At 45.1% G+C, this 14,385-nt stretch carries 12 protein-coding genes; 4 read left to right on the top strand and 8 right to left on the bottom strand.

Going from position 1 to position 14,385, the window contains the following annotated elements:
• The first annotated feature begins 321 nt into the window (after window positions 1-321).
• A complete protein-coding gene (locus ACTTJ8_RS06080) occupies window positions 322-2,403 on the top strand; it encodes a sodium-translocating pyrophosphatase (RefSeq protein ID WP_442716502.1) in 2,082 nt (693 codons plus the stop codon).
• 113 nt (window positions 2,404-2,516) lie between these two features.
• On the opposite strand, the gene ACTTJ8_RS06075 is transcribed toward ACTTJ8_RS06080, so the two are convergent.
• Window positions 2,517-3,050 carry a bacteriohemerythrin gene (locus ACTTJ8_RS06075; RefSeq protein WP_442716501.1) on the bottom strand — a complete coding sequence of 178 codons (534 nt, stop codon included), beginning with the start codon at window positions 3,048-3,050 and terminating at the stop codon, window positions 2,517-2,519.
• A 283-nt stretch (window positions 3,051-3,333) separates the two neighbouring features.
• Here ACTTJ8_RS06075 and mtnK point away from each other — a divergent pair, with 283 nt between their 5' ends.
• Window positions 3,334-4,608: an S-methyl-5-thioribose kinase gene (gene mtnK / locus ACTTJ8_RS06070; RefSeq protein ID WP_442716500.1), complete on the top strand. Its 1,275-nt coding sequence runs from the start codon at window positions 3,334-3,336 to the stop codon at window positions 4,606-4,608.
• A 124-nt stretch (window positions 4,609-4,732) separates the two neighbouring features.
• Window positions 4,733-6,304, top strand: coding sequence for a ClC family H(+)/Cl(-) exchange transporter (locus tag ACTTJ8_RS06065; RefSeq protein WP_442716499.1), 1,572 nt, complete (start codon window positions 4,733-4,735; stop codon window positions 6,302-6,304).
• Between the two features lie 279 nt (window positions 6,305-6,583).
• Here ACTTJ8_RS06065 and ACTTJ8_RS06060 read toward each other — a convergent pair whose 3' ends face one another.
• From ACTTJ8_RS06060 to ACTTJ8_RS06030, 7 genes are read right to left on the bottom strand one after another with little or no spacing between them, the layout of a single operon-like run.
• On the bottom strand, window positions 6,584-7,327 hold the full coding sequence (locus tag ACTTJ8_RS06060; protein WP_442720626.1) for a YfcE family phosphodiesterase: 744 nt from the start codon (window positions 7,325-7,327) through the stop codon (window positions 6,584-6,586).
• Complete coding sequence (locus ACTTJ8_RS06055) at window positions 7,320-8,258, bottom strand: hypothetical protein (RefSeq protein ID WP_442720625.1); 939 nt, start codon at window positions 8,256-8,258, stop codon at window positions 7,320-7,322. Before ACTTJ8_RS06055 ends, ACTTJ8_RS06060 begins: the two co-directional genes overlap by 8 nt.
• A 40-nt stretch (window positions 8,259-8,298) precedes the next feature.
• Window positions 8,299-9,234, bottom strand: a complete 936-nt coding sequence (locus ACTTJ8_RS06050) for an ABC transporter permease (protein WP_442720628.1) — start codon at window positions 9,232-9,234, stop codon at window positions 8,299-8,301.
• Window positions 9,235-9,288: 54 nt separating this feature from the next.
• Entirely contained in the window at window positions 9,289-9,900 is a 612-nt protein-coding gene (locus ACTTJ8_RS06045) for a BglII/BstYI family type II restriction endonuclease (protein WP_442716496.1), read from the bottom strand.
• Window positions 9,897-10,832 carry a DNA-methyltransferase gene (locus ACTTJ8_RS06040; protein ID WP_442718925.1) on the bottom strand — a complete coding sequence of 312 codons (936 nt, stop codon included), beginning with the start codon at window positions 10,830-10,832 and terminating at the stop codon, window positions 9,897-9,899. The genes ACTTJ8_RS06045 and ACTTJ8_RS06040 overlap by 4 nt, the downstream gene beginning before the upstream one ends.
• Before the next feature lie 50 nt (window positions 10,833-10,882).
• Window positions 10,883-11,743: an ABC transporter permease gene (locus tag ACTTJ8_RS06035; RefSeq protein WP_442720624.1), complete on the bottom strand. Its 861-nt coding sequence runs from the start codon at window positions 11,741-11,743 to the stop codon at window positions 10,883-10,885.
• A 4-nt stretch (window positions 11,744-11,747) separates the two neighbouring features.
• Window positions 11,748-12,869 (bottom strand): ABC transporter ATP-binding protein, encoded by a 1,122-nt coding sequence (locus ACTTJ8_RS06030; RefSeq protein ID WP_442716493.1) that lies wholly within the window; start codon window positions 12,867-12,869, stop codon window positions 11,748-11,750.
• Window positions 12,870-13,184: 315 nt separating this feature from the next.
• On the opposite strand from ACTTJ8_RS06030, the gene xseA reads away from it, so the two are divergent.
• The gene (gene xseA / locus ACTTJ8_RS06025; protein ID WP_442720623.1) at window positions 13,185-14,378 is read left to right on the top strand and encodes an exodeoxyribonuclease VII large subunit; all 1,194 of its coding nucleotides are present in this window, start codon (window positions 13,185-13,187) and stop codon (window positions 14,376-14,378) included.
• Window positions 14,379-14,385: the final 7 nt, after the last annotated feature.

Here is a 14,385-nt window from a genome sequence, read left to right as displayed (position 1 = left end):
TAAACCTTTCATTTTATCAATCATTTTCCATATAAAATAATATTTTTATGCAAATCAACCGTAAATATCGGGCAAAAGCCGTATTTATCAATCAATCATTACATAAAAACAATTATACCACGGAAAAGAACAATCTGCAAGGAAAATCCTCTCTTCTTTGTCCAAACACTCATAAATTGAGACTTGAAAAAACATATTTCATATATTACAATGCGAGAATCAGTATGATTAATGAATGCCTGTTATTGTTTTCGCTAGCGAGAAATTTATAGGGAAGTTTTCGGAAAGTTTCTTTTTAGAGCTTCTATAAAGGAGTTGAATATGATGAATAATCTTGTGTATGCCGTATTAGCACTTGTTTTAGGAGGCAGTATTGCGGCATTACTGTATGCTTTTGCCAAAACGAAGTGGATTAACCGGCAGCCGGTAGAAAATGAGGATTTACGGCACATCAGCGGCTATATTGCAGATGGCGCAATGGCGTTCTTAAGCCGTGAATATAAAGCGCTATTGCCCTTTATTGGGGTGGTTGCGCTCTTTTTGGCTGTTGGAAATAAAGGCGCATTACGGCTTGAAGCGCTGTCCTTTGTATTAGGCGCTGCGGTTTCTCTTTTAGCCGGTTATATCGGTATGAAGGTAGCAACAGCAGCAAATGCCCGTACTGCACAGGCTGCAAAAAACGGCGGATTAACTCCAGCGCTTAAAGTTGCATTTTCCGGCGGCAGTGTTATGGGAATGAGCGTTGTCGGACTTGCGTTACTGGGCTTTTTTATTGTTATGCTAACCTCATCAATGATATACGGCACTACGCTCACTGTTTTTTATGAGATTAGCCTACCGCTGGGAACTGCATTTTCTCTTGGCGCGTCTTCGGTCGCTCTTTTTTCCCGTGTCGGCGGCGGTATTTTTACTAAGGCAGCGGATGTTGGAGCAGATCTTGTGGGAAAAGTTGAAGCAAATATTCCAGAAGACGATCCGAGAAACCCTGCAACCATTGCCGATAATGTCGGCGATAATGTCGGTGATGTTGCCGGTATGGGGGCAGACCTTTTTGAGTCATTTGTCGGTTCGCTCATCGGTGCGATGATTCTTGGATTAACAGTGAGCGCCTCTGACGGTCTGAAACTAAAGCTGATGGTATTGCCGCTGCTCATTGCTGTTTTAGGCATTGCAGCCTCGCTCATTGGAACTGTCTTTGTACGGGCAAAACCGGGCAGCGATCCGCAAAAAGCCTTAAACGCAGGAACTTTCGGCGCTGCAATTCTGGCAACTATTTTCCTGTTCATTGTATTGCAGTTCTTTATCGGCGGGGAAACCTTTAACGGAAGCGCCGGTATGTATCATATCTTCGGTTCAACCGTTACGGGGCTTGCGTCGGGTGTTTTAATCGGGTTGTTAACCGAATACTATACCGGTACGGGAAAAAAGCCGGTTGTGTCTATTATGAATTCCTGCGATACCGGCGCTGCAACTACTATTATTACCGGTCTTGGTGTCGGTATGAGGAGTGCATTCCCAACCATCGTGCTTATCGGTGCGGCAATTTGGGGAAGCTATAGCTTAGCCGGTTTATACGGTGTCGGTATTGCTGCGGTCGGTATGCTGGTTACGCTTGGTATTCAGCTTGCTGTTGATGCTTATGGTCCGATTGCAGACAACGCAGGCGGACTTGCTCAGATGGCTCAGTTCCCCGGTGAAGTCCGGGAAATTACCGATAGCCTGGATGCCGTTGGTAATACAACTGCTGCAATCGGTAAGGGTTTTGCGATCGGCTCTGCAGCATTGACCGCGATTATCCTCTTTACTTCTTTCAAAGAGCACACCGGTGTTTCCGTTGTTGATATTACCAATATTCCGGTCTTGACGGGAATCCTCTTGGGAGTTGCTATTCCGTTCCTTTTCTCTGCAATGGCAATGTCTGCTGTCGGTAAGGCAGCCTATAAGATGATAGAAGAAGTCCGCAGTCAGTTTAGAAGTAAACCCGGTATTCTCAACAATACTGAAAAGCCTGACTATAAGCGCTGTGTGGATATTAGTACGCAAGCTGCTATCCGGGAGATGGTTCTTCCCGGGCTTGTTGCCATTATTACACCGATTGTAGTCGGATTCTTCGGCGGTCCCGCAATGCTCATCGGTCTTTTAACCGGTGTTACCGGATCGGGCGTTGTGCTCGCTATCTTTATGGCAAACTCAGGCGGCGCCTGGGATAATGCAAAGAAGATGATTGAATCCGGAAGCGGTGCCGGTAAAGGCTCCGAAGCCCATAAGGCTGCCGTTGTCGGTGATACTGTCGGCGATCCTTTTAAAGATACTGCCGGTCCTTCTATCAACATTCTGATTAAACTTATGTCAATGGTATCGCTCGTTATTGCACCGATGCTGCGGACATTCTGGGGCATGTAAAACCCTGTAAATAAGCGGGGTAGACTGTAGAAAAGACAACTACCCTGCTTTGCTTTTCGTGTTTCTGCTAGGTAGATAACAACTATCCGGCAAGGGCTAACCTAAACCGGCGTTTAATCTTCTGTGAGTACAGAGATTCCGTCTGCTGTGTTTGAAGCCTTATGCTGGCGCTGACTGTATTCCTGCAATGCATGATAAAAAGAGCGCATGACCGGGCAATACTGCTTATCTTCGCATGCAATATGCGAGAGAATCCAGTCGCGGAGATAGTCTGCAAAATCAAAACCGAGCGTCAACGTCATTTCGTCAAAACCTATCAGCACTTGCGTGATTGTTTGTATAAATTCCTTATGCCGTTGTTTGTGCGCTTCATATCCGGCAAATTGACACGCTTTCATCAGTTTTTCTTCATCCGCAAAATGTGTTTGTGCATAGTTCACCGCTTGTCTCAGCACATCGCCTACCGTTACCAGCCATTCATCTTTGCTTCGTTTTTGGCGGTTCATCAGAGCCTCATGCAGCTCATTACACATGGAGACTAACTGGCGGTGCTGACTGTCGATGAGAGGAATACCCAGTTCCAGTTTTTTATTCCATCGTACCCAATCAGTGTTGACCTCTTCCGTATATTCTATGTCTGCCTGCATACTGTTTCATCCTTTTTCAGGGCAGGTCTGATAATATTTTCTAATACAGTTGTCCTGATTTTTCCTTTTTATAATTAGTAATCATTATTAGCATAGACTGATATGGATAGAATGTCAAATGAAAATTGAAATTTGAAAAGACAGGACAATCGCCTTCAACTTGTTTTTTGTGCCGAATAGCGGTATTCTGTTACTGTTCTGTCGTTAAAACAGTATTTCAATACAGCAGCGAACTGTTTATGTTAAATCCCGAATCAAAATAACTTTTGCAGGTGTCATTATTATGAAAGAACAATATCTCCTCGATACAACAACCGTAAAAACATATCTTACCCAAAAACTGAGCTTGTTTCATGCTGATGAGCCGTTGATTGCAGAAGAAATAGGGGATGGGAATATCAACTATGTGTTCCGAGTCCGTTCAAAAGTAAGCGGTAAGAGCATTATTGTAAAACAGGCTGATCGGCTGCTCCGCTCATCGGGACGGCCGCTCGACCTGACCCGCAGCAAGCGGGAGGCGGAAGCCCTGCGTATTTATGCCGCTTGTACTCCGCAGTTTATTCCGCAGGTCTATCACTACGATGAATCAATGAGCGCTATCTGTATGGAAGATATTGCGTACTGCGGCAATACGCGGAAGGAGCTCATGGCGGGTACATTGCTGCCGGATCAGTTTGCGGAGAATGCAGCTGCTTTTTTAGCTCATGCGGTTTTTCCCACCAGTGATCTCTTCATACAGCCGGAAGAAAAAAAAGCACGGGTAAAGGCATTCATCAATCCTGAACTCTGTGCAATTTCCGAAACACTGGTTTTTTCGGAACCATACTGCAATGGGAAAAACCGCAACCGTGTTACCTCCGGGAACGAAGCCTTTGTCAGTAAGATGCTGTATAGCGATGACGTACTCAAAGCTGAGGTTGCCGCGCTGCGGGAAACGTTTATGAATAAGGCGGAAGCGCTTATTCATGGAGACCTTCATACCGGTTCGCTTTTTATCAGAATAGATGCGGGGAGGGAAGCAAGCGGCAGCAGCAGTATGAAAATAATCGATCCTGAATTTGCGTTTTACGGACCGATCGGCTATGACCTCGGCAATCTTATTGCGAACCTCTACTTTGCGTGGATATATACTGTTTTTAGCGGTACACAAGGGGTGGAGGCTCACCTTACCGACCACAAAAGCGGAAGAATAGCTGCCGCTATCGGCGTGTTGCCGCAGCTTTTTACTGCAAAGGCTTTGGAACAATGCCGTACAGCGCCCCTCAGCGACCCTCTTTACAACGAACGCTATATACGGAAACGGCTGGCGGAGATAGTTGCCGAGGCTTACGGCTATGCCGGTACGGAAATGATCCGCCGCACGGTCGGCGACACCAAAGTTGCTGAACTGGATGCAATGGGTACCGATACTCGGCGTATTACCGCAGAACGTATACTCATTAATACTGCCCGGCTGTTGATTAAGCGGAGACGGCAAGCAGGTATTGGAACCCGCACGGCGGCGTACTTTCGGTCATCGTTAAAAACGCTGCCGGATGGCGCGGTTTTTGAGCATTAACCATCCGCACGAATAAACGAAATGTGTAGCTAAAAAAAGACTTGCAAGCGTGATAATGCGGAATCCTTGGCATTTATTCTTTAATTTATTGCTTTTTTTCAGTATATAAATTTATAATAAAGCTATGGATTCTTATTCAAAAACAGGTTCTTTTTTTAAAAAAAGACAGGAAAACAAGTGGCTTTTAGTATTTGAAAGTCTCCTTACCGGTCTTATTACCGGACTGCTCATTACGGTATTTCGTCTATCAATTACTCAGGTAAAAAATGGGTGTGCCGCATTATATCCGCTTATCAAAAATACGGGCTTTATTGGGGGCTGCCTTGCGCTTATCGTTCTGGCGTTAGTGGGGCTCTTTATCGGCTTTATTATTACCAAGCACCCGATGATTAAGGGCGGCGGCGTTGCACAGATTGAGGGTGTTTTTATGCAGAAGCTGCAATTTTCACCAATGCTGGAACTGCCGTTGAAGTTTATTGGCGGGGTTCTTGGTATTGGGCTAGGGCTTTCGATGGGGAGGGAGGGGCCTTCCGTGCAGCTTGGTGCCTATGTTGGTGATGCGGCTGAACGGATAGGAGAACGGTCTTTTACGGAGCGGGTATGCTTAATTACTGCCGGTGCCGCAGCAGGGCTTTCTGCAACATTCAATGCACCGTTTGCGGCAATCGTTTTTGCTTTAGAAGATTTACATAAGCATTTAAGCCCGCTCCTTTTAGCATGCGTAATGGCAGGTTCTTTTGCCGGTGATTTTACCGCAAGCGCTTTCTTAGGTTCAGGGCCTATTTTCCGGTTTTTTCCGACTGTAACGTATCCGCTTTCGCAATTTGCATGGCTTGTTGGACTTGGGATGTTTGTAGCGCTGGTTGGACACGGCTTTAAGCAATCAATATATTCCTTTCAACGTTTGTATACGTTACTGCATATTCCCCAGATACTGCGTCCCGTTATTCCTTTTGTTCTTTCACTGCCGATCGGCTTATGGTATACCTATGCATCAGGCGGCGGAAGCGGACTTATAAAGGCGCTGACTGAAAACTCTTTTCCTCTTACAAGCTTGTTGATGATACTCGTTGTTAAACTGCTATTCACCGGTATTTCTGCAGGATCAGGAGCAATCGGCGGTATTTTTGTCCCGCTGCTCGCGTGCGGTGCGGCAGGAGGGGCTGTATATGCAAAGGTGTTGGTGCATCTCGGTTTTTTACAGCCGGATCAAATGACAAATATGATCCTTTTCGGCATGGGGGCATGCTTTACTACTGTGATTAAAGCTCCGATGACGGCAATCGTTATTGTATTGGAAACAAGCGGAGCGCTTCCACAGCTAAGCGGTTTAGTGCTTACGTGTTTAACTGCATACCTTACGGCAAGTTTTATCGGTTCGCAAGCGCACGATCATATTCTACTGGAGCAGATTCTCGAATCGGAACACTATATATCTGCTCAAACGGAACACGGTAAAAAGAGCGGCCCTCAGCTCTATGAGCTACCAATTGGATTAGAAGCTCCAGCAGCCTTAAAGAAAATATGTGAAATCGATTGGCCGAATAAGTGCCGTATTGTCGGTATCATCCATGGCGAAAAAGAGGCTATTCCTGACGGAACTACGGTGCTTTATCCGGGAGATAAACTGATTATTGTTGCGGAAGATGATGATACCGGTCGGCTTTTGGGAAAAATTACCGCCCTAACAACATAGCTATAGTTTCGGGCATTACTAAAAAACGATTCACAATTCGCTTGAGCGGATATGGTAAATCATTTCCTTACAGAACAAGCCGATAGGTTTGATGTTGTGAGCGGTTTCCTGTAAGCTAAAATCGAAGGTATAACTTCGGCTGCTAAATAGAGCAGCCTCGTTAACCGATGAGTTTGCCTTGCGGCAAACCTCACGGATTGTGTGTGCGCTATCGCGCACGAATTGAACAACTTCCAAAGTTGATACTTTGTTCAGTTGTTCAATTTTAAGGAACACACCTTATTCCGCAAACCGTAAAGGATACTCTGCATGTACCGCCGCAGAGAATGATCCGCTTCTATCCTGCATCAGCCGGTAAAATTGTACCGAACCGAACAACTCCGCTGTTGCATCGTCTTTTTCGTTACCTGTACCCGCTGCAGGCTGCGCTTGCAGTGTACGGAGTGATATAATTGCGAATCCTCCATAGGACTGACCGCGGGGACGCAGCGGACTCCCCGGATTGATAGCCGTTACAGAACCGAAGTTTTCGATGTTCTGTATATGGGTATGCCCATACACTGCGATGGTGCAGCCTTGGTGTTCAGCAGCCATACACAATTTACGGCTATCAAGCTCAACATGATAGAGATGCCCATGCGTCAATAATATCCGCTGTCCGGCAATCAGTTTTTGCTGATACATCGGCAATCCAAAAGGCTTTGGCTCTTCGGTATTGTGTAAAACAGGCGGATATCTTTCACTATCGCAGTTGCCTTGTGCCATAAGAATAACCGGCGGTATAGTCAGCGCTCCGGCAGCAGCCTCCCGTACCAGAGAAAGTATATCCGCGGCGCCGTCTCCTGCAAATAAACACGCATCGCAAGAACTCCCTGCTGCGGTAAAAATCCAGCGTACAGCATCAACAGCGCCGTGTGTGTCGGAAAGCAGCAATAGAGATGCAGAATCTGCTGTCTGCAGCCGGTTAAAGCCCCCCGCATCTGCTGCTATGACACCGTTTGCACAGCGGGTAAACTTATTCACGGGCGGCTCCTTGCGGTGTTCCGTCCGTTTTTTCCGTGGTTCCATCAGCTGCTGGCTGCGATAAAATCACATAATTATACGAACAGATATTAAGTTCTGGATCTTTATACGGTTGAAGTACATAGTGCGTCCCTCCCCACGCCGGTATGCCGCGGTCTTTCAGGAGAGCCGTTGCAGTAGCAGTCGCCCGCATAAACCGTGGAAGCGGTTCCTGATCCGGCAGCTCCTCAAGCTGCTCTGCTGCAGTTACCGCGCAGAGTACCAGTGTTTGTACCTCCTGCGCCGGAATATTCACCGCTCTATCAGCGTTAGTAAATGAATCAGGCAATTCAAAATCAGCAACAATATCACTGTAGGCTTCAAGCGGCAGGATTTCTTCGACAGGCAACAGGGAAAAAATATGCTGTGCCGGATTTCTTTCTTTAATCGTACGGAGTGTCCGTGCTCCTCCCTCCGGTATTTCCAGAGAAATCAGTACGTCCGCAGGCTCTGCGGCTAAACGTTCAGCAATGATCGAAAGACGAGGATGTTTTGTCTTTGCCGTCATATCACTATAACTGATAATATTCAGCTGTGCTTTCAAACTTTCAGGCGTATACACTTCAGAAAGGTAGGTGAAAATATCTGAGTATCGGGAAAAATCCTTTCCTAGAACAAACAGGATGCTGCAGCTCAGGTCTTTTTTTTGTGTTCCATCTTTTTTATGTAAATCTGTATCCGTTTTTGGGGTACAAGAAGTACAAAATATCAGCATAATAAAGAAGAATGACACGGTAAAAATCCTCAATCCAATGGAATACAGCCGGCGGCTCACATTGATACGTGATATATACCGAAGCGGCATCGGCTGATGTACATCTTCATACACAGAAAACTTTCTGCAATGTATCAGGGGTATAGCACAAGAAGTTATTATCTTATATATATCCATTATCATCTCCTCTATTTACTTATCAGTAGAGTTTTAGCGCTTAGTTTGAGGCTGCTATTCCTTTGAGGAAATTACGCAAAACAAAGGCAACAACCATAGTTCCGAGGATCATAATGAGGGAGAGGGCATTGATAACCGGAGAAATGCCGTAGCGAACCATCGAAAACACGTAGAGCGGCAGGGTTGTAGACCCTGGACCTGAAACAAAAAAGGTGATGACAAAGTCTTCGAGCGATAAGGTGACAGACATAAAAAAGCCCGATAGAATAGCCGGAAAAAGAGCTGGAATAACAACTTTGAACAAGGTTTGCCGCTCTGTTGCACCAAGATCGCGGGCTGCCTCTACGATAGAAAAATCGAACTCATCCAACCGGGCGAGTATGAGTAAAAATGCAAAGGGTAAACAGAATGTAATGTGCGCAATAATAATAGAAACAAAACCGAGCGGTATGTTAATTGCCGAAAAGAAAATCACCATCGACATACCGATAACGACTTCCGGCAGAACCATCGGTAAAATACTCACCGCCTGCACATAGCCCCTGCCGCGGAACCGGTACCACTGAACTCCCAGTCCTGCAAAGGTTCCAATGACAACAGAAAAAAAGGCGGAAATAACAGCGATTACTATGCTATTTCTAAATGAATGCCAAAGTTTTTCGGACTCCAAGAAAAGTTCAGCATACCATTTGAGCGAAAAGCCCGACCAGACAATGGCTTTCCCTTCGTTAAAAGAAAACACAGCGATAATACCGAGCGGCAGAAATAAAAACACCAACACGAATATGAGTACCGTCGAAGAGAACCAGGCACTATTGACATTCTTATACGCGCGCCGCGCATGCCGGGCTGGTTCTGCCTCCCGTTTACCTTTACCGAATTTTTGAACGATCCATTGATACGGACTTTTTATAGCAGACCGCCGATATGGAACCGGCAATGCCTGCTGTGGTATACCTTCTTGTATATCGGGCATCATTACTCCTTATATGTGTAGCCGGACGAATAGTGCAATAATTGCCGAAATGCGTTACGGCTCAATACCAACTATGACTAATGGTACTGCAGGGACACCTCTGCCTTGGCGTACAACATTATATAATTCTCCTTCGTAGTATGAAACACCGGAACTCATCTCAGACTGCAAGGATTTCATCGGTAATATCTCTATGCCTACATCAATTTTATCCCCAACATAAAATGCTAGATGCTTGACAAATAAATCATACGCAACAAATGAGTACTTACCAAACTGAACTTCAACAGCGACACGGTCTTTGACAAAATCAGTTTGATTGTAACTAAAAATAGCTGTTTTACCCTGCTCTTCAATTACTTTTTTTTGAGCATCCGGCTGCATGGACATCGTTTTCCTAATCAACTTTTCATCTTTGGTAACCCAATAGCTTACTCTGCTTTCATCCCATTCAAGTTCATACAATTTTTCTTTGAATACAGCATTTAAAGCGATAGGGCTATACAATAGTTTTCCTTCTTTTGTTTTTTCTTTTGATATTTTTGTTTTATATTTGGCTGCATCAATAGCATGTATTACCTGTTCTATTTCCTTCCATAACTCCGCTTTATGCACCAATAAAAACTCAAAACCGTTTAGGTGAGAATATTTTTCTGCTATTTTCATTTTGCAACCTTATAATCTTTATTAAAGAGCTCTTGTTGAACTTCAAGTGCATCCGGAATATTTTTATATGGAACATCAGGTCGGTAAATGGGTTTGTGCATTGGGCGTGCTTTTAACTCGCCATTTAAAGCTTGAATGGTTCTCTCCACTGCTATGTCATAATACTCCTTTACTATTTCACATCCTATACCTATTCTATTATGCTTTGCAGCGGTGGCTGTTGTTGTTCCGGCTCCAAGGAACGGATCGAAGACACGGTCGTGCTCATTAGTCATTGATAAAATGAGGCGTTCAACTAATTCTATCGGAAACTGACAGGGGTGAATAGTTTTTTCTACATGATTATTTTTGACATTAGGAATCTCCCATACATCACTGGGATTTTTCCCCAGAGGATTGCATGACAACTCGCCTTTCTTTTCTCCCTTAAAATATTTTTTATTCGGGTATTTTTGAGGCACCCGTATAGCATCTAAATTAAATGTATAGTTATCTGTTTTTGTAAACCATAAAATACTTTCGTATCTACCTGAAAAACGTTTTGAAGCATGTAATCCATGTCCAAAATACCAAATAATACGATTACGCAATCTAAGATTATGATGGGCAAAAATAGGATAGAGCAAAATATCCAGTGGTATAATAGCTCCTTTATCTACGAAATTTCCTACTTGCCAGCAGATGCTTCCGTCATCTTGGAGGATACGGATGCATTCATTAATGATAGATTCTTGCATACTATAATAGTCTTGTAACGTCTGTTTCTTTTCATATTGTTTACCAATATTATAAGGCGGAGAAGTGATAATTAGTTTCATGCTTTTATCAGGAACTGTTTTTATAAAGTCGTAGCATGAGCCGTTATAAATAACCGGTACGTTGGCATCCGTATAACTTGATGCAATTACTCTGTTATTTTTCAATGAATACATGCGCTAATTATAATCCGTCCTTTCTATTTTGTATATGTATGATCTTAAACCTACTGCTTTCTCGTCCGCTTTTCCTGCTTGGTTCCGGCATACATCATCCAGATAACCCCAACCGTGCTGACTGCGGTAATAAACAGCGAAAATGCAGATGCAAGCGGCCAGTTGCGTATCTTTGTTACTTGATCGACAATTAAATTACCTATCATATAGGAGTCCTTTCCGCCGACAAGAAGCGGAACCGTGTAAGAACCGAACACTGGGATAAAGGTAAAGACAACCGCCGTTAGGATCCCAGCACGGATATTCGGCAGCATTACTTTAAAGATAGCCTGCGTTTTGGTAGCGCCAAGATCGCGCGCAGCTTCCAGCAAGGAGAAGTCAAATTTGTCGATGGCGGAAAAAATCGGGAAAATAGCGTAGGGGATGAACATATATACCAGCACTAGGATAACTGCCTGCTGATTATACAAAAACGTAATGCTATTCGTGATAAGATTCAGCTTCTTTAAAAGCCCATTCAAAAAACCTTGATTGCCGAGGATGGCAATCCATGCATTAATCCTGATAAGAGAGTTAGTCCAAAAGGGAATAATCATCAAAAAGAGCAAAAAGAGCTGATGTCTACTGCGTGCAATAGCATACCCTGCAGGCAGTGCGAGCAGGATGCAAATGAGGGTTACTGCAATACTGACACAGAGTGTCCTAATAAACAGCAACCCATAGCTCAGCGTAAAAAGCCGTGTATATGCACTGAGGCTGGGTTTCCAGACAATACCGCCGTATAAACCTTTTTGCAAAAAGCTATAAACTACAATGATCAACAGAGGAAGCACGAAAAATATGGTAAACCATGCCGCCATAGGGAAGGTATAAAAGAATGCGTACCTGCGCTGTAAATGTTTTTGAGCCATATAGTTACGTTAAATCCTCAACGATATAGCCGTCATTTGCCGCCCACGAAACATAGACCTCGTCCTTCCATTCAATTTCAGGACCGTCTTCCAAGTAATTTTGATGCTGTTTAAAGACCTGTATCACCATTCCGCATTCCAGCTTGACAAAAAACTTAGACTGAAAGCCTGAATAAACCGGCTCTTCAACGATGCCTCGGAACACATTTAATTCCTTTTTCAAAGAAGACGGCTTTTCCAGCGAAATGCGGATTTTTTCCGGACGTACCGTAAAGCATACCGGCTGCCCTGCCTTGGTTTGATCATAGTCGGTGATCTTCACCGATGTTCCCAAGCTGGGTGTGTCAAGCGTAACCATAAAGCCGTCCGTATGCGGCTCGCAAGCAACCACGGTTGCATCAAAGAGATTTGTTTCACCGATAAACTTTGCAACAAAGGCTGTAGCCGGCTGCTCGTAAATTTCATAAGGACTGCCGATTTGCAGCACCTTCCCCTGGTTCATAACGGCAATGCGGTCTGAAACGGAAAGCGCTTCGCTTTGGTCATGGGTAACAAAGATGAATGTGATACCGATTTGGTCATGCAGCTTATCAAGTTCGATGAGGAGATTTGCCCGAAGTTTAGCATCCAATGCTGAAAGCGGCTCATCAAGCAGCAGTACCCGCGGTTCATTAATAAGCGCGCGGGCGATTGCAACCCGCTGCTTTTGCCCTCCGGAGAGCTGGGACGGTTTTTTATAGATATGTCCGTCAAGCTGTACTAAATGCAGATATTCCTTGACCCGCCGGTCTATCTCATCCTGCGGGCACTTGCGGAGACGGAGCGGAAAAGCGATATTTTCGTATACCGATAGGTGCGGAAAAAGCGCATACGTTTGGAATACCGTATTGGACTGGCGTTTATGCGCCTCTATACCGATAATATTCTGACCGTCAAAGGTGATAACACCTGAATCGGGCTGCTCGAAGCCTGCAATGATACGCAACAGTGTCGTTTTTCCGCACCCCGATGGTCCTAATAATGAAAAGAACTCACCGCGCTGAATATGGATAACGGCATTATCCAGCGCATGAAAATCCCCAAAAGATTTTGAAACATTTTCTATTGAAATCTCGCACCCTTTCACAGACGCATCGTGCCCCCTTTCCGATTATTCCAAACAAATAGACCTGTTCGATAACTGGGCGCCACTAACAAACTGAGAGTTTTAGAGGTTTCCAACGGTATTGCCGAACAGTTTTAATCTAAGGAGCCCCCTAAAAAAGGATGTTTTTAGAGAATCCTCTTAGAAAAACACCTCGCATAGAACCAGAAAATCCGGCTTGCAGGCAAGCATTTTTCCGTTTCATATTTGAGTAAATAATCGTTTATGTCAATATGTTTTTAAAGACAGTCTGCCTATTATGCTAGATTTTTTACCTTATTATGGTATGATAAGTCTATGGAGCATGTTTATTCAATACAAGAGATAACCGGCATTATAAAAACGCTTTTTGAGGAACATTTTACCTCTCTCCACATTGCTGGGGAAATTTCTAACTGCCGCCCTTCAAGTACTGGGCACCTCTACTTTACCTTAAAAGATGAAAAAGCTGCATTGCAAGCAGTGATGTTTAAAAGCCGCGCATGGACACTTGGCTTTGAACCTCAAGACGGCTGTAAAGTGATTGTTTCCGGCTCCTTGTCAGTATATGAACAACGGGGCTCATATCAGATTATTGTTGAAACCATGGAACTCGCCGGAGAAGGCGCTATCCTGCGGATGCTGGAGGAGCGGAAACGAAAATTGGCACAGGAAGGGCTTTTTGCTCAGGAACGGAAGCGCCCGCTGCCTTTTTTTCCGCTCCGTATTGCCGTCATTACCAGCCCGACCGGGGCAGCCTTGCGCGACATTATTACTGTGCTGTCGCGCAGAAACAGCGCGGTAAGTATTACCGTGCTGCCCGCTCCCGTACAGGGAGCGGAGGCTGCCCCGGTGCTCGTACGCCAGCTGGAAACCGCTAACCGGTACAAGCTTGGGGATGTAATCATTATCGGGCGCGGCGGCGGTTCGTTGGAAGATTTGCTGCCTTTTTCCGAAGAAGCTGTTGTCCGTGCGGTTGCTGCATCGGATATACCGGTGATCAGCGCCGTCGGGCATGAAATTGACTGGGCGCTTACCGACTTTGCTGCTGATGTCCGCGCTCCGACTCCATCCGCCGCTGCTGAGCTTGCCGTGCCCGTCCTTGACGATATTACCGATACCATTGCAGCAGCACAAAGCCATCTTCTTCATTATATGAGCGCCCGTATACAGCAAGTACGGCTTATGACGAAAACCTTTACCCCCGACACCCTCGAAATGCAGTTCCGCCGGATTGAGCAGCCGCTGCTTATGCGACTTGACGATGCAAAAGAGCACTTACTCCATAATATGCAGACACGGCTCACTGATGCTAAACACCGGCTTGCACTGCTTAGCCAAAGTATTGAGAGTGCGAATCCCCAAAGTATTCTTGAGAGGGGGTATGCCATTGTGTATGACCGGCAGACAGGTACGGTACTCCGCCATGCGCAGGATGTATCAGCGGGCAGTAAACTCCGCATCAAGGTAGCTGACGGAGAAATATATGCAGAAGCGGAAGCGTCTATATGATTCGGAT

It is taken from the genome of Treponema sp. (genome assembly GCF_052169735.1).
Lineage (GTDB): Bacteria > Spirochaetota > Spirochaetia > Treponematales > Treponemataceae > Treponema.
Note: the sequence above shows the minus strand (reverse complement) of the source record. Positions and strands in the feature narration are given on the sequence as shown.